18 protein-coding genes are annotated in these 21,949 nt (G+C 66.5%); 7 read left to right on the plus strand and 11 right to left on the minus strand.

Features of this window, described 5'->3' with window-relative positions:
• Positions 1 to 131 precede the first annotated feature (131 nt).
• From ASD94_RS00145 to apbC, 8 genes are all read right to left on the minus strand, one after another.
• Complete coding sequence (locus ASD94_RS00145) at positions 132 to 764, minus strand: molecular chaperone (RefSeq protein ID WP_056636923.1); 633 nt, start codon at positions 762 to 764, stop codon at positions 132 to 134.
• Complete coding sequence (locus ASD94_RS00150; protein ID WP_056636927.1) at positions 761 to 2,830, minus strand: 4Fe-4S binding protein; 2,070 nt, start codon at positions 2,828 to 2,830, stop codon at positions 761 to 763. Before ASD94_RS00150 ends, ASD94_RS00145 begins: the two co-directional genes overlap by 4 nt.
• Positions 2,790 to 3,548 (minus strand): DUF3306 domain-containing protein, encoded by a 759-nt coding sequence (locus ASD94_RS00155; protein WP_056636930.1) that lies wholly within the window; start codon positions 3,546 to 3,548, stop codon positions 2,790 to 2,792. The genes ASD94_RS00150 and ASD94_RS00155 overlap by 41 nt, the downstream gene beginning before the upstream one ends.
• Positions 3,541 to 4,101: a DUF3305 domain-containing protein gene (locus tag ASD94_RS00160; RefSeq protein WP_056636933.1), complete on the minus strand. Its 561-nt coding sequence runs from the start codon at positions 4,099 to 4,101 to the stop codon at positions 3,541 to 3,543. The genes ASD94_RS00155 and ASD94_RS00160 overlap by 8 nt, the downstream gene beginning before the upstream one ends.
• Positions 4,102 to 4,328: 227 nt before the next feature.
• Positions 4,329 to 7,226 carry a formate dehydrogenase subunit alpha gene (fdhF, locus tag ASD94_RS00165; protein ID WP_056636936.1) on the minus strand — a complete coding sequence of 966 codons (2,898 nt, stop codon included), beginning with the start codon at positions 7,224 to 7,226 and terminating at the stop codon, positions 4,329 to 4,331.
• Positions 7,223 to 9,121 (minus strand): NADH-ubiquinone oxidoreductase-F iron-sulfur binding region domain-containing protein, encoded by a 1,899-nt coding sequence (locus tag ASD94_RS00170; protein ID WP_056636939.1) that lies wholly within the window; start codon positions 9,119 to 9,121, stop codon positions 7,223 to 7,225. The genes fdhF and ASD94_RS00170 overlap by 4 nt, the downstream gene beginning before the upstream one ends.
• Before the next feature lie 193 nt (positions 9,122 to 9,314).
• Positions 9,315 to 10,271: a LysR substrate-binding domain-containing protein gene (locus ASD94_RS00175; protein ID WP_056636941.1), complete on the minus strand. Its 957-nt coding sequence runs from the start codon at positions 10,269 to 10,271 to the stop codon at positions 9,315 to 9,317.
• 25 nt (positions 10,272 to 10,296) lie between these two features.
• On the minus strand, positions 10,297 to 11,388 hold the full coding sequence (apbC, locus tag ASD94_RS00180) for an iron-sulfur cluster carrier protein ApbC (RefSeq protein WP_056636944.1): 1,092 nt from the start codon (positions 11,386 to 11,388) through the stop codon (positions 10,297 to 10,299).
• Positions 11,389 to 11,509: 121 nt separating this feature from the next.
• On the opposite strand from apbC, the gene ASD94_RS00185 reads away from it, so the two are divergent.
• On the plus strand, positions 11,510 to 12,082 hold the full coding sequence (locus tag ASD94_RS00185; protein ID WP_056637621.1) for a restriction endonuclease: 573 nt from the start codon (positions 11,510 to 11,512) through the stop codon (positions 12,080 to 12,082).
• 103 nt (positions 12,083 to 12,185) lie between these two features.
• The gene (locus ASD94_RS00190; protein ID WP_056636947.1) at positions 12,186 to 13,457 is read left to right on the plus strand and encodes a patatin-like phospholipase family protein; all 1,272 of its coding nucleotides are present in this window, start codon (positions 12,186 to 12,188) and stop codon (positions 13,455 to 13,457) included.
• A gap of 20 nt (positions 13,458 to 13,477) precedes the next feature.
• Here ASD94_RS00190 and ASD94_RS00195 read toward each other — a convergent pair whose 3' ends face one another.
• A complete protein-coding gene (locus tag ASD94_RS00195) occupies positions 13,478 to 14,593 on the minus strand; it encodes an SMP-30/gluconolactonase/LRE family protein (protein ID WP_056636949.1) in 1,116 nt (371 codons plus the stop codon).
• Between the two features lie 174 nt (positions 14,594 to 14,767).
• Here ASD94_RS00195 and metG point away from each other — a divergent pair, with 174 nt between their 5' ends.
• Entirely contained in the window at positions 14,768 to 16,858 is a 2,091-nt protein-coding gene (metG, locus tag ASD94_RS00200) for a methionine--tRNA ligase (RefSeq protein WP_056636952.1), read from the plus strand.
• An 84-nt stretch (positions 16,859 to 16,942) separates the two neighbouring features.
• Here metG and ASD94_RS00205 read toward each other — a convergent pair whose 3' ends face one another.
• Together ASD94_RS00205 and ASD94_RS00210 are read right to left on the minus strand one after the other, a co-directional pair.
• Positions 16,943 to 17,584 (minus strand): YitT family protein, encoded by a 642-nt coding sequence (locus tag ASD94_RS00205; RefSeq protein WP_056636955.1) that lies wholly within the window; start codon positions 17,582 to 17,584, stop codon positions 16,943 to 16,945.
• Positions 17,585 to 17,730: 146 nt separating this feature from the next.
• Positions 17,731 to 18,243 carry a hypothetical protein gene (locus tag ASD94_RS00210; protein WP_056636958.1) on the minus strand — a complete coding sequence of 171 codons (513 nt, stop codon included), beginning with the start codon at positions 18,241 to 18,243 and terminating at the stop codon, positions 17,731 to 17,733.
• A gap of 76 nt (positions 18,244 to 18,319) precedes the next feature.
• Between ASD94_RS00210 and ASD94_RS00215 the strand changes: the two genes are divergently transcribed.
• From ASD94_RS00215 to queE, 4 genes are all read left to right on the plus strand, one after another.
• Entirely contained in the window at positions 18,320 to 18,526 is a 207-nt protein-coding gene (locus ASD94_RS00215) for a DUF3460 family protein (RefSeq protein ID WP_056636960.1), read from the plus strand.
• Positions 18,527 to 18,590: 64 nt separating this feature from the next.
• Positions 18,591 to 19,454, plus strand: a complete 864-nt coding sequence (locus ASD94_RS00220; RefSeq protein WP_056636963.1) for a ScpA family protein — start codon at positions 18,591 to 18,593, stop codon at positions 19,452 to 19,454.
• 63 nt (positions 19,455 to 19,517) lie between these two features.
• Positions 19,518 to 21,104 carry an L-aspartate oxidase gene (nadB, locus tag ASD94_RS00225; RefSeq protein ID WP_056636966.1) on the plus strand — a complete coding sequence of 529 codons (1,587 nt, stop codon included), beginning with the start codon at positions 19,518 to 19,520 and terminating at the stop codon, positions 21,102 to 21,104.
• Positions 21,105 to 21,246: 142 nt separating this feature from the next.
• Complete coding sequence (gene queE / locus ASD94_RS00230; protein WP_056636969.1) at positions 21,247 to 21,882, plus strand: 7-carboxy-7-deazaguanine synthase; 636 nt, start codon at positions 21,247 to 21,249, stop codon at positions 21,880 to 21,882.
• The last annotated feature ends 67 nt before the right edge of the window (positions 21,883 to 21,949 follow it).

Raw genomic sequence — 21,949 nt, forward strand, 5'->3', positions numbered from 1 at the left:
CTGGCAGCTATGAAACGGAATTCATACAGTCTATGTCAGTGTGTAAAAACCTGCCATGGGGCTATACAACTCCCAGTAACAAACTCATCTTTTGTAGCGACACATCAAGGGTTTACGAGCATTCCGAGGCGTCAATCCAACATGTCAAAGCCCTGGGACTCCACCGATACAAAGGCACGGGTGAAATGGGCCACCGCCGCATAAAACGGTGCCTTCGGCTGCGCCGCCAGCACATCGCACAGTTGCAGGACCCAGGGCTGCAAATGGGTTGAGAAAAATTCACGCTGCGATGTCAGGTTGCAGACAGCCACATCGTCTCCCGCAATCAGGTAGCGCATCACCTCCAGCAGGTAGGCGACATGGTCTTCGGTCTCGGGCATGGCCTCATCCCGCGCCAGGCCCAGTTGCTGCAGATCGGTGCGCAAGCGCGCCAGCGGCTTTTCATTGAGAAACCCGCTCAGGTAGTGCGAGCCGTACAGAAACACCTCGGGCTTGCCTACACCGCCGAACAGCCGGTCAAATTCCTGGGCAATGGCGGCATCGCTGAGCGCACGCGAAGCCGCCACCAACTGCTGCCACGGCTCCTGCAAGAAGCCCCCGTCGGCAGGGGCCTCCGTCACCGCCACCCGCAAGGCAGACAGCAGCTCAGGGCCAGGCGCTGCGTAGTACAGCTGTGACAGCAGACCATACAACTCGGCACGTGCGGTCTCCTCGTCGAGCGCAGAACTGCCGCCCAAGGGGGTCAAAGTGGATGGGGCGCTCACAGGTCGGTCACTTTCGTTTCGCTTTGGGAGGAATACAGGTCGATCACGCGGCAGTCGCTGCACATCTTCAGCCGCTCCAGCGCCTCGCCCTGGAACATGGGGTGGCCCGACAGTTTGCCCAGCATGGCCTCGATGGCCTTGACGGTGCCAAAGGGTTTGCTGCAGCGCACACAGGCCCAGGGCTTGGCCTCGTTGAGCACACGGAGTTGTGCGCGTTCGGGCGTGAGCAGCAGGCGCGGCTGCAGGATGATGGCGTCTTCCGGGCAGGTGGTGGCGCACAGGCCACACTGCACGCAGTTCTTTTCGATGAAGCGCAACTGCGGCAGCTGCGGGTTGTCCTGCAGCGCACTGGCCGGGCAGGCGCTCACGCAGCTCAGGCACAGGGTGCAGCGGTCCTTGTTGACTTCGATGGTGCCCAGCAGTGATCCCACGGCCGGCAGCGCAATGGCCTCGGGCCGCTCGGCCGCAGGCGTCGGAGCCTGCTCGATGAGGTGGTCCAGCGCCATCTCCAGCGTGCTGCGCTTTTCCTGCGCCACGGCAAACCGCGCAGCCACGGCAGGCGTCTTCTGGCGTGTCTGGCCCAGGGCCTGCAATGCGGCATCCAGCTCGGTGGGGTGCTTGGCGCGCAGCAGCTGTACATGCGTGCCCGTGTAGCCCAGACCACGCAGAATGGCCTGCGCCACCTCCATCTGTGCCTGCAGGCCTTCAAGGTACTGGGGGGCCTCCTCCTGCGTCGTCAGCACCACCACCTGCGAAGCACCGTAGGCAATGGCGCTGAGCCACAGGTCCACCCCGGTGCTGGCCGTGTGCCACAGCGCCACCGGGATCACGTGGGCGGGTACGCCCTGGGCCAGTTTGAGCTGGGCGGCACGGCCCAGTTCTTCCACCAGCGCCTGGCCACGCTCCTGGCTGTGCAGCAGCAGCACGGCGTCCTTGCCACCTGCAGCAGCGTAGGTGGACAGCAGCGTCTTGAGCTTGGTGCCCTGCTCCGTGGCACCGGGGTAGGCATAGGTCAGCGCACCCGTGGGACACACGGTGGTACAGGCGCCGCAGCCTACGCACAGGTTGGGGTTCACCACAATCCGCTGGCGGCCCTTGTCGCTGGCAATGGCTTCGGCCGAGCAGATGTCCACGCAGGCGTTGCAGCCCACGGTTTCGTTGCGACTGTGGGCGCAGAGCTTTTGCTTGTAGGCAAAGAATTTGGGCTTCTCGAACTCGCCCACCAGCTCGCGCAGCTTGAGCAGCGTGCCCAGGTCCCTCCCGTCCCAGCGCAGGTAGCCCTGCGGCAGCGCATGCTGCAAGAAGGTGGGCGTGGCGGTGGGCGACCGCAGGTCCAGCACCAGGTCGAAGCGCTCCGTCTGCGCAGCCGCATCGCGCGTGAAGTCGATCGCACCGGCCACCTGGCACACCTTCACGCAGGCGCGGTGCGACTGGCAGGCGGTCATGTCGATCTGGTAGTCGAGGCCAATGGCGTTCTCGGGGCAGGCCGCCACGCAGGCGTTGCAGCGCGTGCACAGATCGAGGTCGATGGGGTTGTCGGCCGCCCATTGCAGCTCGAACGCACCCAGCCACCCGGTCAGCCCTGTGATGCGCCCACCCAGCACCGGAAAGCGCCGTGCCTGGGCGCCACCGGCGTTGCCAGGGCCTTGCGTGAACAGGGTCACATCCAGCACATCCGACACCAGGGCGGCGGCCTGCTCGGCCTGGTCAAGCGGGCCGATGATGAGCAGACGGCCCGTACTCTTGTAGGTCACCGTAGGGACGGGCGGCGGGTCAGGCAGACGGGCGGCAGCCAGCAGCGCGGCGATCTTGGGGCTGGCCTTGGCGGCGTCGCGGCTCCAGCCACCGGTTTCGCGGATGTTCACAAACCGGATGGGCGACACCGCGCCTTCGGTCTGCTGGCCCAGGTCGCCAAACAGGCGCTGCTCCTGGGTGCAGGCCACCACCACATCCTGCCCGGACTGGATGGCTTTCTGGAACGCCCCCGCGTCGCGCCGGCACAGGGTGGAGTGGAGGGTCAGGTCTTCATGCAGTGCCTCGCCCAACGCCTTGGCGTTGAGGGGCATCGTCTGGTTGCAGTCGCAGATGAGCGTCGTGGTCATTGTGGGTGTGGCTGGCTGGCCTGGCCACCGCATCCTGTGCGGAGTTGGTGACCAGCGCAAGCTCGCTGGAGGGGTCGCTAGGAATAGCGTTGCATACCCCGGACTGTGCCACGTCTGCGGCGCCGCTCGCCTCCGCATCATCCCGAGGCTGAGCAATGGCAAGGGCTATTGTGTCTGCTTGCGTATCTGCGATGGCCTCTGTGGTGGCGCCGTCCACCGGCACGTCGGGGGATACCTCGGAGTCGGCCTTCTTCTCATGGTCAAAGAAGCCCAGTGCATGGGCACTGGCCATCTCGCGCAGCATGCCCGCGGGCAGCGGGTCGGGCTGGGTGTAGTCGCCGATGTAGATGTCCAGGCCGTCCATCACGTTGAAGTGCGGGTCGGTAAACAGCTTCTTCATCGCCAGGTTGCGCACCTCGGGCGACACGGCGCGCGCCACGAACGGCTTGAAATCGGATGCAGGCGTGAGGGCCTCAGCATCGGCCAGCGTGGGCGGAGGTGGAGCCTCTGGAGCACGGGCCGCCGATACGGGAGGCGCTGCCCCGGCAGCCGCCGGAGCAGGTACGGGCGCAGGTGTGGCCGCCTGCGGAGCGGGCGCGGGCGACGGCGGGTCCTGCACGGGCTTGCCCGCCAGCACATCCTGCTTGCGGCGCGACCAGCGCCCGAGGAATCCGTCAGCCATGGCCGCCCCCTCCTCCACCGCCGCCGCGCTGTTTGTCGGTGGACACGGAGGCCGGGTTACCAAACCGGTCCTGCAAAGGACGGAAGCTGTCCGGGCGCTTGCGGCGCTTGGGTTCGGGCTGGTAGTGCTCGGCCACGAAGGCACGCAGGGCTTCCACCACTTCAGGGGCTGCAGGCACCTGCTCCACGGTTTCCTGCGCGTCCAGCCAGCGGCCCGCATCGTGGTAGCTCAGGCTCACCGCTACCGGGCGGGCCAGCGGGATCTCGCCGGTACCCGTGTCTTCATCACGGCGCCACATCACAAACCAGCAGGGGGCTGGCGAAGTGAGATTCAGGTGGTAGCCCTCGGCGTCGTCGCGGAACAGCTCCACGCGAAAGCCCGGGAACAGCCAGCGCTGCTCGCGCTCTACCTGAACGATCTGGCGCGGCGCGGCGCCAAAGGCGGGCTCGTTGATTACCACCTCGGCCAGCGACCACCGCCAGGGCTGCCAGCGGTTGTCGATGTGCTCGCACCGCATGATCACGGCAACGTCGGTGTAGGGGCGCTCAGTCATGGGCGCAGACTTTACCCCGGCGCGCGGCCAGGGTCAGCACGGCCTGCAAAGCCCCTTGAGTCACCTCAGAAGGTGTGCATGAATCCGGCTTGCCCGAGCAGGCCGCCACAACGCGTCCGATCTAGACGCAAAGCGCAGTCATAGCTCGGGCCATGGCGAGCATTTGTAACGACAAGCGGGCGCGTTTTGGCGGGATGAGCGGGCATGGCGGGCCCGCTCACACCTTCTTAGCTTGCAGCGACTTCCAGCCGTTCCACGGCCACTGCGCAGTACTTGAACTCCGGAATCTTGCCGAACGGGTCCAGTGCCGCGTTGGTCAGCAGATTGGCCGCCGCCTCCACATACGCAAACGGCATGAACACCGTGCCGCGCGGCGTGCCGTCGTCGCGCCGCACACGCACCTGCACCATGCCGCGCCGCGAGCGGATGCCCACCAGCGCACCGGGCGCCACGCCCAGCCGCGCCAGTTCGTCACCGTGCAGCGATGCGGTGGCCATGGGCTCGATGGCGTCCAGCACGGTGCTGCGCCGCGTCATGCTACCGGTGTGCCAGTGCTCCAGTTGGCGACCGGTGATGAGCACGAGGGGGTAGTCAGCGTTGGGCGTTTCGGCCGCCGGGATCACGCTGGCGGGCACAAGCTGCAGGCGCCCCGTGGGCGTGGGGAACTGGTCTTTGAAAACTATGGGCTGGCCGGGGTCCTCCTGCGTGAGGCAGGGGTAGGTCACGCTGGACTCGCGCTCCAGCCGGTCCCAGGTGATGCCTTCAATGCTCGCATGCATGGCCTGACGCATTTCGTCGTACACGGCGGCTACGCCTGACTCGTCCCCTTCGTAATTCCACGCCAACCCCATCCGCGCAGCGATCTGCTGGATGATCCACAGGTCGGGCCGCGCATCGCCCGGCGGGTTCAGCGCGCGGCGGCCCATCTGCACCATGCGGTCAGTGTTGCTGGCCGTGCCGGTTTTCTCAGGCCAGGCGCTGGCGGGCAACACCACGTCGGCCAGCCACGCGGTTTCGGTCAAAAAGATATCCTGCACTACCAGGTGCTGCAGGCTGGCCAGCGCGTGGCGCGCGTGGTTCAGGTCGGGGTCGCTCATGGCGGGGTTCTCGCCCATGATGTACATGCCGCGCACCTTGTGGGCGTCGCTGTCGGGCGCCAGGGCCTTGTGCATGATCTCGACCACCGTGTAGCCCGGCGCCTCGTCCAGCTTCGTCCCCCAGAATTCTTCAAACCACGCGTGCGCCCCGGCGTTGTCCACGCGCTGGTAGTTAGGGAACATCATTGGGATCAGCCCCGCGTCGCTCGCGCCCTGCACGTTGTTCTGGCCGCGCAGCGGGTGCAGGCCCGAACCGGGCTTGCCGATCTGGCCGGTGACGGCACACAGCGCAATCAGGCAACGCGCGTTGTCCGTGCCGTGCACGTGCTGGCTCACGCCCATGCCCCAGAGGATCATCGACGCCTTCGCCGTGGCAAATGCCCGCGCCACCTCGCGCAGCGTCTTGGCCGGGATGCCGCACACCGGGGCCATCGCTTCGGGGCTGCAGCCCATCACGTTGGCCTTGAGCCCCTCAAAGTTGTTGGCTCGGTCCTTGATGAAGGCCTCATCCACCAGGCCTTCGTCGATCACCGTGTGGATCAGCGCATTGAGCATGGCCACGTCGGTGTCGGCCTTGAACTGCAGGGTGCGCCATGCGTGGCGGCCGATGTCGGTCACGCGCGGGTCGGCCAGCACGATCTTCGCGCCGCGCTTGACCGCGTTCTTCATCCAGGTCGCGGCCACCGGGTGGTTAGCCGTGGGGTTGGAGCCGATCACGAAGATCAGCTCCGCATGCTCGACGTCGTTCACCGGGTTGCTCACCGCGCCCGAGCCCACGCCTTCGAGCAGCGCGGCCACGCTGGACGCGTGGCACAGGCGCGTGCAATGGTCCACGTTGTTGCTGCCAAAGCCGGTACGGACCAGCTTCTGGAACAGGTAGGCCTCTTCGTTGCTGCCCTTGGCCGAGCCAAAGCCCGCCAGCGCCTTGCGGCCGTGCGTATCGCGCAGGCTTTTGAGCGTGCCGGCGGCCAGGTCCAGCGCTTCGTCCCAGGTCGCTTCGCGGAAGGTGCCCTGCCAGTCAGCACCGTAGGGCCGCACTTCCTTGGGCACACCGGGTTTGCGGATCAGCGGCACCGTGAGGCGGTCGGGGTGGTGGGCGTAGTCGAAACCAAAACGCCCTTTCACGCACAGGCGGCCGTGGTTGGCCGGGCCGTCGCGACCTTCGACGCTGATGATCTTTTCATCGCGCACGTTGTAGGTGATGAGGCAGCCTACGCCGCAGAACGGGCAGACCGAATCGACCTGGCGGTCCACCTTTTGCGAGCCGATGTGCGTCTTGGGGCTGAGCGCGCCGGTGGGGCAGGCCTGCACGCATTCGCCGCAGGCCACACAGGTGCTCTCGGCCATGGGGTCGTCGAGGTCGAAGACGATCTTGCTGTCTGCCCCGCGCAGCGCGTAGCCGATCACGTCGTTGACCTGCTCTTCGCGGCAGGCGCGCACGCAGCGGTTGCACTGGATGCAGGCGTCCAGGTTGACGGCCATGGCGGGGTGGCTGAGGTCAGGCGCGGGTTGCTCGCGGCGCAGGGCTTTGAGGGCCGGGCGCACCGAAACGCCCAAGCGATCAGCCCAGGCGCTCAGTTCGCCGTGCTGGCCTACCGCTGGGGCATTTTTTGAATCCAATTCGCCTGTAGCGCTAGATGTACATGCGCTGCCAGCTATCAATTCAGGAGTATCTGGCTGGTCATCATTCCATTGATAGCCCACGTCCGGCATGTCGGACAGCAGCATCTCCACCACCATCTGCTGGCTCTTGCGGGCGCGGGGGCTGGCGGCCTGCACCTTCATGCCTTGCGTCGGCGCGCGGCAGCAGCTGGGGGCCAACGTGCGCTCGCCATCGATCTCGACCACGCAGGCACGGCAGTTGCCATCGGGGCGCAGGCCATCGGTGTAGCAGAGGTGCGGAATCTCCACGCCGTGGCGCTGTGCGGCTTTGAGGATGGTTTCGCCAGGCTGAGCGGTGACGGGCTGGCCGTCCAGCTCAAAGGCCACGCCGGGCTGCCCAGCAGCAGAGGTGTACACGGCGCTCATGGCTTCACCCCTGCGGGCAGTTGCTCGGTAAGCGGGCTGTTGCGCGGCTTGGGCAGGTCACCCGGCCACGGCCCCTCGCCCACTTCGTGCGCAAAGTATTTGTGGATGCAGCGGATGGGGTTGGGCGCCGCCTGGCCCAGGCCACAGATGGAGGCATCACCCATCACCTGCGCCAGGTCGTCCAGCAACTCCTCATCCCACTGCGGTGCCTCCATCAGCGTGGCCGCCTTGGCCGTGCCCACGCGGCAGGGCGTGCACTGGCCGCAGCTTTCGTGTTCAAAAAATCGCATCACATTCAGCGCCGCATCGCGCGCCCGGTCGTGCTGGCTGAGCACGATGACAGCGGCCGAGCCGATGAAGCAGCCGTAAGGCTGCAACGTGTCGAAGTCCAGCGGAATCTGGTTCAGGCTGGCGGGCAGGATGCCGCCCGACGCGCCGCCGGGCAGGTAGGCATAGAGCTGGTGGCCGTCCAGCATGCCGCCGCAGTATTCGTCAATGAGCTCCTGCACCGTGATGCCCGCCGGTGCGAGCTTGACGCCCGGGTGCTTCACCCGGCCGCTCACGCTGAAAGACCGCAGCCCCTTGCGCCCGTGGCGGCCAAAGCTGGCAAACCACTGCGGGCCGCGCTCCACGATGTCGCGCACCCAGTACAGGGTCTCGAAGTTGTGCTCCAGTGTGGGCCGACCAAACAGCCCCACCTGCGCGATGTAGGGAGGGCGCATGCGGGGTTCGCCGCGTTTGCCCTCGATGCTCTCGATCATGGCCGACTCTTCGCCGCAGATGTAGGCGCCCGCGCCGCGCCGCAGTTCGATGTGCGGCAGCGGGCACGGCGGCTGCGCGCGCAGGTCATCGAGCGCGGCCTGCAGCAGCGCGCGGCAGCCGTGGTACTCGTCGCGCAGGTAGATATAGACGGCCTCGGTGCCCACGACCTGGGCGGCGATGAGCACGCCTTCCAGAAAGCGGTGCGGGTCACGTTCGAGGTAAGTGCGGTCCTTGAAGGTGCCGGGCTCGCCTTCATCAATGTTGACAGCCATAAGGCGTGGCGCGGGCTGGTCCCGCACGATGCGCCACTTGCGCCCGGCCGGGAAGCCTGCGCCGCCCAGCCCACGCAGACCGGAGTCTTCCATGGCCGCGAGCACGGCCTCGGCATCCATCTCGCCGTTGATCAGCGCAGCGGCGGTCTGGTAACCGCCGTGGGCGCGGTAGGTGGCGAGGTCGGTGTACGCGGGGCTGATGCCATCCGGCTGCGCAGGCACGCAGTGCTCTGCCAGCCCAGAAATATCAAAATTGATAGCACCTTGCGCATAAGGATGTAGCGCCACCGACCGATTGGGCTTCAGATCGACGGCTTCTAGCACCCCATCCACCGTGGCGTAGGGCACCGGGCACTGGTGCACCACCGCCACGGGCGCCTCTTCACAGCGGCCCACGCAGGGCACGGCCTGCACCTGCACGTCGCCCTGGCCGGCCGCACGCAGGCGGTCGGGCAGCGCAGCCAGCAGTTCGCGTGCCCCGGCCATGCTGCAGCTGAGGCTGTCGCACACCCGCAGCACCAGGCGCGGCGCCCGCGCCTCTTCGCCGCGCACAATCTCGAAGTGGTGATAGAAACTCGCCACCTCGTACACCTCGGCCATGGGCAGGTTCATCTGCTTGGCGAGCGCGACCAAGTGCCGGTCGTGCAGCACACCGAAATGGTCATTCAGGCGGTGCAGGTATTCAATGAGCAGATCGCGCCGGAAGCCCGTGGCCGGGCGCGGGCCCAGCAGCAGCGCCACGTCAGCCATTGCTGCGTCTTCGGGCTGGCGGCCCTTGAGGCGGCTTTTGCGGCGGATGCGCTCGCGCATGTCGTTGACCGACACAGCGGCGACGGTGGGGGCTTCGGGGGCAAGGTGCATGGGCCGGGGGCGTGGGGGCGTTGATCGGGTTGTATGCAGGCACCTGCATAGGGTGCCCGGGCCGCCGCAGTGTCGGCCAGGGGCGCAGGCGGCGTCAAATTGCCGATGCACATGGGGCGATCACAAAAACAAATCAAACGCCCGCTTTTGCAACGCCCCATGAATCAAGCACCGCAACCCTTGCGGTCAGCGCTCAATCGGCGACCAGAAGCCCACTGTGCGCTGCGGCATGCTGCAGCCAGTCCGGGTCCTGCGCCAGCGCCAGTGCGGCATCGAGGGCGCGCGTGGGCTGCACCTGCCGATGGGACATGAAGCCGATGGGGGTGGTCAGCACTGGTCCCGTCAGCGGCAGCGCCTCCAGCCCGTCATGTCCGCGCACGGCATCGACCAGCGCACCAGGCAGCACGCTGCACAGGTTGCCCGCCACCACGCTCAGCGCCAGGGTCAGCACCGAATCGGTTTCCATGGCGGGCATGACCGTGGCGCCCGCAGCGCGGAAGGCGCCATCAACCAGGCTACGGTTGTGCATCTCGGGGGTGAGCAGGCACAGCGGTAGCGCTGCCGCATCGGCCCAGGCCATGGGCGGGCCGATCTGCAGCCCGCGCGCTGCACCCTTGGGCGGCCGCGGCGCGCGGCGCAGCAGAAAGTAGTGCTCCACATACTGCGGCCAGGCCCGCAGCGGACCGCCGCGTGCGGGCATGCGTTCGGTGTAGCCCAGCGCCAGGTCCAGCGAAATGTTTTCCAGCCCCGCCTCCAGCGCCTGCGAGCTCATCGACAGCGCCACCGGCACGATGCCAGGGTGCCGCGCCTGCAGCTGCGCCGCAAACCGCGCGAGGATGGGCATGGCCGTGGGCACGGCGCCCAGGCGCAGCGTGCCGCGCGGGTGGGCGGCGTCGCTGCTCAGGTCCTGCTGCAGCACCTGGTGCTCGTGCAGCATGCGCTGGGCCGAGGCCAGCACACGCTCGCCCTCGGGCGTAAAGCCCTCAAAGCTGCGGCCCCGGCGCACCACCACCACGCCAAACTCTTTTTCCAGCGCGCGCAGCGCGTTGGAGAGCGCCGGCTGCGTGATGTGGCAGGCCTGCGCCGCCCGGCCAAAGTGCCGGTGCTCGTGCAGCGCCACCAGGTAGCGCAGGGACGCGAGCAGGTTCATGGCGCGGTGGGGCGAATTAAAAAGATCAGGTGTTCTTGCTGATCGAGATGGTGGGGAACTTGCTGGAGAAGTCCTTGGCCTGCTGGGCGATCTTCACCGCCACGTCACGCGCCACCTTCTTGTAGATCTGAGCGACTTCACCGTCGGGGTCGGCCACCACGGTGGGCTTGCCGCTGTCGGCCTGCAGACGGATGCTCATGTTCAGCGGCAGTGCACCCAGGTAGTCCATGCCGTAGTCGGCGGCCATTTTCTTGCCGCCATCGGCGCCAAAGATGTGCTCCACATGGCCGCAGTTGCTGCACACGTGGGCAGCCATGTTCTCGACGATGCCCAGGATGGGCACGCCCACCTTCTCGAACATCTTGATGCCCTTCTTGGCGTCGAGCAGGGCGATGTCCTGCGGGGTCGTAACGATCACGGCGCCGGTCATGGGCACGCGCTGGCTCAATGTGAGCTGGATGTCGCCGGTGCCGGGCGGCATGTCGATGATGAGGTAGTCCAGGTCTTTCCAGTTGGTCTGGCGCAGCAGCTGCTCCAGCGCCTGGGTGGCCATGGGGCCGCGCCAGATCATGGCTTCGTCCTGGTCCACCAGGAAGCCAATGGACATGACCTGCACACCGTAGTTCTCCAGCGGCTCCATGGTCTTGCCGTCGTCGCTTTCAGGGCGGCGGTTGATGCCCAGCATCATGGGCTGGCTGGGGCCATAGATGTCGGCGTCCAGCACGCCCACACTGGCGCCCTCGGCGGCCAGGGCCAGGGCCAGGTTGGCCGCCGTGGTGCTCTTGCCCACGCCGCCCTTGCCCGACGCCACGGCGATGATGTTCTTGACCTGGGGCAAAAGCTGCACACCGCGCTGCACGGCGTGCGCAAGCACCTTGGTGGTGATGTTGACCGACACATTGTCCACCCCGGCCACGCCCTTGGCTGCGGCCACCAGGCTGCGGCGCAGCTCGGGCACCAGGCTCTTGGCGGGATAGCCCAGTTCCACCTCGAACGCCACGTCGCCACCGGTGATCTGCAGGTTGCGCAAGGCACGGCTGCTGACAAAATCCTTGCCCGTGTGGGGGTCCAGCACGCTGGAAAGTGCGGCCAAAAGGCCCTGTTCGGTGACTGCCATTCAATTAACTCCTGTGGGGCCGGTAGTCTATTCCCAAGCTCCCGCCCCCTGCCGCTGAAGGACAATGCGCACCGCATTGCATCGTCGCTCTCTCTCCAAAAGGCCTCCCGTGAAATTCAAGATGTCCGAAAACTCCCTGTTTGCCGTGCTGCTGCGCTCGCCGTGGTGGATCAGCTTTGTGGTGGTGGGCCTCATCACGCTGGCGGCCGGGGCACTGCTGCCCAAGGAGTACTTTGTGGTGGGCACGCTGGCGGGTTTCCCCATCTTCGTGGTGGGCTGCATGGCCGCCTGGCGACAGCTGCGCGCCCCCAACCCTGCCAAGGTGGTGGAGATGCTGGAGGCCGTGGGCAGCATGCCCTGGCGCAGCTTTGCCGATACCCTGGCCACCGCCTGGGAGCGCGCGGGCTACCGCGTGGAGCGCCTGACCGGCAGCAACGCCACCGGGGCCGACATGCGCCTGAGCCAGGGCGGCAAGACCACGCTGGTCAGTGCAAAACGCTGGAAGGCAGCCAACCACGGGGTGGAGCCGCTGCGGGAGCTGCACACAGCCATGACCGCAGCCGATGCTTCGGCGGGCGTGTATGTGGCCGCTCTGGGCCAGGTCAGCGAGAACGCCCAGGCATTTGCCCGCAAGCACGGCATCGTGGTGCTGCAGGGTGACGCGGTGGCGCAGCTGCTGCTCAAGCAGCGTTAAGACCCCCCAACCCCCTGTGGGGTGGCCCGCACATGCGGGTTTTCCCACATGATCCGCGCCGGGGCCCCCTCCACACTCGGAGCCTTACACCGCCCCACCGTCCATGCCCCCCACAACCCCCACCGCAGCCCCTGGCACAACCTCTCCAACGCCCGCCACAGGCCTGCTGCTGACGGGCGGCGGTGCCCGCGCTGCCTACCAGGTGGGGGTGCTCGAAGCCATTGCCGACCTGCGCCAGGCCTGCGGCGAGGCGAATGGCCCCAACCCCTTCCCCATCATCACGGGTACGTCGGCCGGAGCCATCAACGCGGCCGCCCTGGCTTGCGGGGCCGACCACTTTGACCGCGCCGTGCGCCGCATCGCCCGCGTGTGGCGGCAGTTCCATGCCAGCCAGGTGTATGGCGCCGACTCGCTGAGCGTGATGCGCAGCGGCGCGCGCTGGCTCACGCTGGTGTCGCTGGGCTGGGCGCTGGCGCGCTGGCGGCGCATGCGGCCCAAGTCGCTGCTGGACAACTCCCCGCTGGAGAAGCTGCTGGTCAAGATGGTGCCGCTGGTGCGGCTGCCCCGGCTGATCCGCAAGGGGCATCTCACCGCGCTGGCCGTGACGGCGTCGAGCTACAGCTCGGGCGAGCACGTCACCTTTTTTGAAGCGGCCACGCCCGTCAAGCCCTGGGTGCGCTCGCAGCGCAAGGCCGCCAGCGACCGCATCACGCACGAGCATCTGCTCGCGTCCTCGGCCATTCCCTTCATCTTTCCGGCCAAGGGCATCGAGGTGGATGACCACGTCGAATACTTTGGCGACGGCTCCATGCGCCAGTCGGCGCCCATCGCCCCGGCCATCCACCTGGGGGCCGAGCGCATCCTGGTGATCGGCGCAGGCCGCATGCACGAGCCCAAGGGCGATGCCGCCGCCAACCCCACGGCCACCTACCCCACGCTGGCGCAGATCGCGGGGCACGCGCTGTCCAACATCTTTCTGGACGCGCTGGCGGTGGATGTGGAGCGCGTGCAGCGCATCAACCAGACCCTGTCCCTCATCCCCGAAGAAAAGCGCCTGCACAGTGCACTGCGCCCCATCGAGCTGCTGGTGATAGCCCCGTCCCAGCGCCTGGACGCCGTGGCGGCGCGCCATGTGGGCGACCTGCCCGGCCCTGTTCGCACCATGCTGGGCGCGCTTGGAGTCACCTCCAACATGGCCGATGTGCGTGGCGCGGCGTTGGCCAGCTACCTGCTGTTCGAGTCCGGCTACACGCAAGAGCTGATGGCCCTGGGCCGGGCCGACACCCTGGCTATGCGGGCCGAGGTGTGCCGGTTTTTTGGGTGGACGGATACCGGTGCCGAGGTCAAGACCCGGCACCACGGGGAGCCCGCCTGAGGCGCCCCGTGGCTTGAGCCCTAGGGTTTGGGCAGCCACCCCAAACCATGCGCGTGCAGGCTCTGCACATACAGCCGATCGGCCGTCTCGGTGATGGCCGTGGTCTCCGGGTAGGTGCCGCTCGGGTCCTGCAGGTCGGCCACCACGTTGCCATCGTCCGTGAACGCGATCACATGGCCGTAGGGCTGGGGAATGGGCCACAGCGCACGCGGCAGGCGCAGAGTCAGGCTGCGCAGCCAGGGCTTGCCCGCCATGTTGTCGATGGCCTCACCGCGCGGCTTGGCAAAACCCAGCCACACCTTGCCGCCCTGCCCACGCATCAGGTTGTCGGGGTAGCCGGGCAGGTTGTCCAGCAGCACGCGGGCCTGGGAGCCTGGCTGGCCGATGTCGAGGTCATTCGCGTCCACCGCAATCTTCCACACCCGGTACTTGCCGGTTTCGTTGACGAACAGGTGCTTTTCGTCCTGGCTCAGCGCCACGCCGTTGGCAAAGCTGATGCCGCGCGCCACCACGCGCGCGCTGCGCGTGGCGGGGTCGTATTCGATCACCCGGCCGGTGCTGGCCTGCTCCAGGATGTCGAGCACGCTGGCCTCAAACGTACCGCCCCAGTCCTTGGGGGCAAAGCGGGTGGAGGCATCGCTCAGGTACATCTTGCCGTTCTGGGCCACCACCACCGCATCGGCGTAGCGGATGGGGTCATTGCCCACCTTGTCGGCCAGCACGGTGAGCTTGCCGTCCGGTGCGATGGACAGCAGGCCCTTGACCGCATCAGCCGCAATCAGGTTGCCTGCCGCATCAAAGTCAAAGCCCAGCACCCGCCCGCCGGTGTTGGCAAACACCTCCTGGCCCGAGCCATCGGGGTTCAAGCGCAGGATGTTGCCGCTGAGCACCGTGGTGTAGAGCTTGCCGTCCTTGCCCAAGGCGATGTGCTCTGGGCCCACCTCGCCTTTCAAGTCGATGATGTTCAGACGGGCCAGGCGTTGGTTGGGCGCATGCACGCCCTGGTAGCCGGGGGCCACAGGTGCGGTCCATGCCACCGGCTGAATGGGGACCGGCCATGCCGCCAGGTATGCGGCCACCGCCACCACGGCGCCACCCACGCCCAATCTCACCCGTTTTGCCCATGTGCTGGCCATGTGTTGTCTCCTGTTGATTGTTGGAATGCGGGGCATTGTGGCGCCACCGGCGGCCTGCACGCACGCCCTGATTGGCGCCTGCGCGACCTGGGCAGGCCTGTGCAGGGCCCGCAATGGCCAGGGATGCTGCCGACCGCCTAAAATCGCGGATTCCGCCTGAGAAAGCCGCTTTTCATGACGTCATCCGCTCGCAAACTCTTCGTTACCACCGCCCTGCCGTACGCCAACGGCAACTTCCACATCGGCCACATCATGGAATACATCCAGGCCGACATCTGGGTGCGGTTCCAGCGCATGCAGGGCAACGCGGTCAACTTTGTGGGGGCCGACGACACACACGGCGCACCCATCATGATCGCCGCCGAAAAGGCCGGCAAGACACCCCAGCAGTTCGTGGCCGACATTGCAGCGGGCCGCAAGCAGTATCTGGACGGCTTTCACATCAGCTTTGACAACTGGCACAGCACCGACGCGCCCGAAAACCACGAGCTGGCCCGCCAGATCTACCGCGACCTGCGCGACCGCGCAGACGGCAGCCTGATCGAGGTGCGCACCATCGAGCAGTTCTTCGACCCCGAGAAGAACATGTTCCTGCCCGACCGCTACATCAAGGGCGAATGCCCCAAGTGCCATGCCAAGGACCAGTACGGCGACAACTGCGAGGTGTGCGGCTCGGTGTATGCGCCCACCGACCTCATCAACCCCTTCTCGGCCCTGTCGGGCGCCAAGCCCGAGCTGAAGCATTCAGAGCACTTCTTCTTCAAGCTGTCGGACCCACGTTGTGTCGACTTCCTCGAGAACTGGACGCAGGACGGCAAGCTGCAGCCCGAGGTGGCCAACAAGATCAAGGAATGGTTCACCGTCCGCACCAACCCCGATGGCACGCAAAGCGAAGGCCTGGGCGATTGGGACATCAGCCGCGACGCGCCCTACTTCGGCATCGAGATCCCCGATGCGCCGGGCAAATACTTCTATGTGTGGCTGGATGCGCCCGTGGGCTACCTCGCATCGCTGAAGAACCTGCTGGAAAAGCGCGGCGAAAGCTACGACGCCTACATGGCTGACCCGGCGATGGAGCAGTACCACTTCATTGGCAAGGACATCGTCACCTTCCACACCCTGTTCTGGCCCGCCATGCTGCACTTCAGCGGCCGCAAGACACCCAACAACGTCTTCGTACACGGCTTCCTCACGGTGAACAACGGCGAGAAGATGAGCAAGAGCCGGGGCACCGGCCTGGACCCGCTCAAGTACCTGAGCCTGAACATGAATGCCGAATGGCTGCGCTACTACTTGGCGGCCAAGCTGAGCGCACGCAACGAAGACATCGACTTCAATGCCGAAGACTTCATGCTGCGGGTGAACAGCGATCTGATCGGCAAGTACGTGAACATTGCCAGCCGTGCGGCGGGCTTTTTGACCAAGCGCTTTGACGGCAAGCTCACCAGCAACTTTGGCACCACAGGCGCTGCCCTGCTGGCCGAGGTGCGCGGTGCCAGCGACGCCATCGCGCAGATGTACGAAACCCGCGAATACAGCAAGGCCACGCGCGAGATCATGCTGCTGGCCGACAAGGTCAACGCCTACGTGGACCAGAACAAGCCCTGGGACCTGGCCAAGGACGCTGCCAACAACGAGGCACTGCACCAGGTGTGCTCGGTGCTGGTCAACGCCTTCGCTGCGCTCACCCGCTACCTGGCCCCGGTGCTACCGGGCCTGGCCCAGGCGGTGCAAGGCTTTGTGGGCGTGAACATGCAGCAGTGGACCGTGGCGGGCGAAGTGCAGGCCATTCAGCCCTACCAGCACCTGATGCAGCGCGTGACGCCAGAGCAACTCGAGGCATTGTTTGAGCCTCCAGTGCAGGCAGAATCTGCACCGACAGCTACTGAAACCGTAGCAGCCCCCGGTGGCGAGGAACTCGCCCCCACCATCACCATCGACGACTTCACCAAGATCGACCTGCGCATTGCGCTGATCGTGAACTGCGAGCTGGTCGAAGGCTCCACCAAGCTGCTGCGCCTGACGCTGGACGTCGGCGAGGGCCGCACGCGCAACGTGTTCAGCGGCATCGCCAGTGCCTACAAGCCCGAAGATCTGGTGGGCAAGCACACCGTGATGGTGGCCAACCTGGCCCCGCGCAAGATGAAGTTTGGCGTGAGCGAAGGCATGGTGCTGGCCGCCAGCCATGGCGACGAAAAGGCCAACCCCGGCATCTACGTGCTCAACCCCTGGCCGGGCGCCACGCCCGGCATGCGCGTGCGCTGAGCGCGCAAGGCGCCGCTTAAACCACAAAGGCCCTTAACGGGCCTTTGTTTTTTGTCCGTGCGGCGCCCAGTGCGGGGGGCCTGTTCAATGCCCCACATACCGCCCCGGCCGGTGGCTGATCCACAGGAACCCGCTCATCACCAGCACTGCCAGCACCGAATACGCCACGCGCTCCACCGGCACCACGAACAATGCCAGCAGCACCACGGTGCCGTCGATCATCATCTGCACCTTGCCCGCACGCATGCCGTAGCGGCCTTGCAGGTACAGCGACACCACCGTAGCCCCGCCCAGGCTGGAGCGGTGGCGTGCCAGAAACAGACAGCCCGTGCCCAGCAGCAACCCGCCCAGCAACGAGGCGAACAGCGGGTTCAGATAGTCCACATGCATCACGTGCGGGAACAGCTCGGTCAGCAGCGACAGGAGGCCCACGCAGACAAAGGTCTTGATCGTGAACTCGCGCCCCATGCGCGTCCAGGCGAACCAGTAGAACGGCAGGTTGACCACAAAGAACAGCTTGCCGAACGAAATGCCGGTGACGTAGTGCAGCAAGAACGCCACGCCCGCCGTGCCGCCCACCAGCAACCCCGCCTGGTTGAACAACATGAGCGCCATGGCCACGAACAGGGTGCCCGCGAACAGGGCCTGAGCGTCTTCAAAGGCGCCATGGCGCAGGGTGGACACCTGCGGGGCGGCGTCGTCGGCGGTGGGCGGGGTGTCGGGCATGGGCGTTCAGTGATGGGGTGCGTGGGCAAAAGCGCGGGGGTCTTCTCATCGATGGAGTGCTTGGCACCCCGTGACAACCCGGCGCGCAGTCGGCGTTCTGTACACAAGGCAAGAAGCAAACAACGCGCCAGGCGGCGCCAGCGCCGCTACTTGCCGCCCTTGAACTCCGGCGCCTCCGTGTCCGCACCCGTTTGCGTGCGCAGCACAAACTGGTCGGGCCCATAGACCACCGTGAAGACCTTGGACTGGTTGGGTGCCTCCAGGAAGCGCCAGTCGGCCCAGGTCTCCTTCTTCAGCTCGTAGGGCGTGACCTTGGCGGGCTTGCCGAGCAGGCGGCGCACCTCGTCCATGCGCATGCCGGGCGACACGCGCGCAAAGGTTTCGGGCGTGAGCACCTGGCGCAGCGCGGTCATGCGGCCGTCGGGGCCGATGGTGATCATGTAGTTGACCTGGCCGGCAGGCTGGCGGTTGTACTCGAAGGTGCGGGCGCCGCCGGGCTCGTCCCACACGTTCTCGGGGGCGCCGAAGCGGTCGCGCACGTCGGCTTCGGTCGAGACGCCCTCCTTGAGTTCGCTGATGCGTTGCGGGTCGCAGGCGGTGAGCGCCAGCACGGAACAGGTGGCGGCTGCCAGGGCAGCGGCACGATATATCAAGCGCATAAATTCGTCCCGGTAAAATCTTGGACCTTCGGTGCATCACTGTGCCTGACGCGTTCCAAGAAAGAGTTCACAGTCCATGTCTATTTTCCGCCGCCCCGACTACCAATCCGACGCCACCCAGTTCATCAACCAGCTCAAGGCGAGCCGCCCCGAACTGGACCAGCAGCAACAAACCGGCCGTGCCCTGCTGTGGGACAAGCAGGTGGACCGCAAGATCTGGGGCGAGTATCGCGACGCCCAGGTGCCCCAGAAGCCCTACGTGTACCAGACCAACGCCGATTGAACATCATTTGAGCCGCTAGTGCAGGTATTCATTGCGCTGGCAGCTCCTGATTCAATAGCAAACCATGACCACCGCGCAAGCAGCCGCAGCGGCAGACTCGCCCGGCGCGCCCTCGCTGGACGGGGCGGGCATGCCCGATGTGGTCGATCAGGTGGCCCTGGCGCGCCTGTACGGCGAGCCGCTCTTTGCGCTGCCGCAGGACCTGTACATCCCGCCCGACGCGCTCGAAGTCTTCCTCGAAGCCTTTGAAGGCCCGCTGGACTTGCTGCTGTACCTGATCCGCAAGCAGAACTTCAACATCCTCGACATCCCCATGGTGGGGGTGACCAAGCAGTACCTGGCGTATGTGGACGAGATCCGCAGCCGCAACCTGGAACTGGCGGCCGAGTATCTGCTGATGGCCGCCATGCTCATCGAGATCAAGTCGCGCATGCTGCTGCCGCCCAAGAAGCAGGAAGGCGGCGAGGAGCCCGAAGACCCGCGCGCCGAGCTGGTGCGCCGCCTGCTCGAATACGAGCAGATGAAGATGGCCGCCGCCCGCCTGGGGCAGATGCCGCAGTACGGCCGCGACTTTTTGAAGGCCCAGGTCTACATCGAACAAAGCCTGCAGCCGCGCTTCCCGGACGTGCACGTGGTGGAGCTGCAGGACGCCTGGCGCGACATTTTGAAGCGCGCCAAGCTCGTGCAGCACCACAAGATCACACGCGAAGAGCTGAGCGTGCGCGAGTACATGAGCATGGTGCTCAAGACCCTGCAGGGCCGCCGCTTTGTGGAGTTTGAAGAACTCTTCGAGCCCGACAAAGGCAGCACTGTGCTGGTGGTGACCTTCATCGCGCTGCTGGAACTGGCCAAAGAGACGCTGATCGAGATCACGCAGGCCGAAGCCTTCGCCCCCATCTACGTGCGCCTGGCCTACACGCCAGCCTAGCGCCGCTTCCCACTGTTCACCGCCCTGGCCGGTGGCCGTGGCGTTACCCCTTACCCGCAAGCCATGGCATCCCACGACTTCGACGTTCTCATCGTAGGCAGCGGCCTCGCAGGCCTCTCGGCCGCCCTGCACCTGGCGCCCACCCACCGCGTGGCCGTGATCACGAAGCGCACGCTACAGGATGGCTCCAGCGGCTGGGCCCAGGGCGGCATTGCCGCCGTGCTGGCTGACGACGACAGCTTTGCCGCGCACATCGAAGACACGCTGGTAGCAGGCGCAGGCCTGTGCGACCTGGCCACCACCCGCTTCGTGGTGGAGAACGCGCCCGAGTCCATCGCCTGGCTGCGCGGCCTGGGCGTGCCTTTCACGCTCGAAGGCGACCAACTGCACCTGACGCGCGAAGGCGGCCACAGCGCCCGCCGCATTGCGCACGTGACCGATGCCACCGGCGCCGCCGTGCAGCGCACGCTGATCGACGTGGTGCGCAGCACGCCCGGCATCACGCTGTTTGAGCAGCACACGCTGGTGGACCTGATCACCACCCGCAAGCTCGGCTTGCCGGGCCACCGCTGCCTGGGCCTGTATGCGCTGGACAGCGACACCGATGAGGTCGTGACCTTCCGCGCCCCCCAGACCATCCTGGCCACGGGCGGCGCGGGCAAGGTGTACCTGTACACCACCAATCCCGACACCGCCACCGGCGACGGCATTGCCGCCGCCTGGCGCGCAGGCTGCCGCGTGGCGAACATGGAGTTCATCCAGTTCCACCCCACGGGCTTGTACCACCCGCACGAAAAGTCCTTCCTCATCAGCGAGGCGGTGCGCGGCGAGGGGGGGCAACTCAATCTGCCCCCATCGGCCGGCGGCACCCGCTTCATGCTGGACCACGACCCCCGCGCCGAGCTGGCCCCGCGCGACGTGGTGGCCCGCGCCATCGACTTCGAGATGAAAAAGCACGGGCTGGACTGTGTGCACCTCGACATCTCGCACCAGAGCCCTGCGTTCCTGCAAGAGCACTTTCCCAACATCCTGGCGCACTGTGCGTCGCTGGGCATCGACATCACCAAAGAGCCTATCCCCGTGGTGCCCACGGCCCACTTCACCTGCGGCGGCGTGCTGACCGACCTGGCGGGCCGCACCGACCTGCCCGGACTATATGCCGTGGGCGAAGTGGCCTGCACCGGCCTGCACGGCGCCAACCGGCTGGCCAGCAACTCGCTGCTGGAATGCATGGTGTTCGCCCGCGCCGCCGCCCAGGCGATTGCAGCAGCCCCGGCCACCGAGCTGCCCACCGTGCCCGCGTGGGACGACAGCCGCGTGACCGATGCCGACGAGTCCGTGGTCATCTCACACAACTGGGACGAGCTGCGCCGCTTCATGTGGGACTACGTAGGCATCGTGCGCACCAACAAGCGCCTGGAGCGCGCCGCGCACCGCATCGCCATGCTGCAGGGCGAGATCCAGGAGTTCTACGCGCACTTTCACGTCACGCGCGATTTGCTGGAGCTGCGCAACCTGGTGCAGGTGGCCGACCTGATCGTGAAAAGCGCCCAGCTGCGCCGCGAAAGCCGGGGCCTGCATTTCAGCCGCGACTACCCCGAAGTCGCCGCCCCAGCTGCCCCCACCATCCTCGTCCCCCCGGTGAAATGAAACACCCCCTGAGTCGCTTCGCGCCTTCCCCCTCAAGGGGGACGACACCCTCACTGCGGGGCGGCCCTTGCTCGGTGTCCCTCGCTCTGGCCGCGCTAGTTGCATGGGCCGATGCCTCAGCAGACAACGCGCAAGGACATTCATGACATATAGCGTCAAAGAAATTTTCTACACCCTGCAGGGCGAAGGCGGCCAGGCGGGCACGCCCGCCGTGTTCTGCCGCTTTGCGGGCTGCAACCTCTGGACCGGCCGCGAGCAGGACCGCGCCCAGGCCATCTGCCAGTTCTGCGACACCGACTTTGTGGGCACCGACGGCACGCTGGGTGGCAAGTTCGAGACGGCCACGGCACTGGCGGAATTGATCGCCGCCCAATGGCCTGCGGGCGCGGGCCACCGCCTGGTGGTGCTGACGGGCGGCGAGCCCCTGCTGCAGCTGGATGCGGCGCTGATCGACGCGCTGCACGCCCAGCAGTTCCGCATTGCCGTCGAGAGCAACGGCACCGTGGCAGCTCTCGAAGGCATCGACTGGCTGTGCATCAGCCCCAAGGCGGGCGCGCCGTGGGTGCAGCGCAGCGGGCAGGAGCTGAAACTCGTCTGGCCGCAGCCCGGCTTTGACCTGCAGGCGCTGGAGCAGGACACGCAGTTCACCCACCGCTTTCTGCAGCCCATGGACGGCCTGCTGCAGCGCCAGAACACCGCTGCCTGCATTGACGCCTGCCTGGCCCACCCTGCATGGCGCCTCAGCCTGCAAACCCACAAGCTCACCGGCATCCGCTGAGAGAGGCCCACAAAACTCCCCTGGCGTCGTTGTCCCGCCTTGTCGTACTACTCGTACTGCCTGCGGC

Origin of the sequence: Acidovorax sp. Root70, assembly GCF_001428225.1 — a bacterium.
GTDB lineage: Bacteria > Pseudomonadota > Gammaproteobacteria > Burkholderiales > Burkholderiaceae_C > Acidovorax.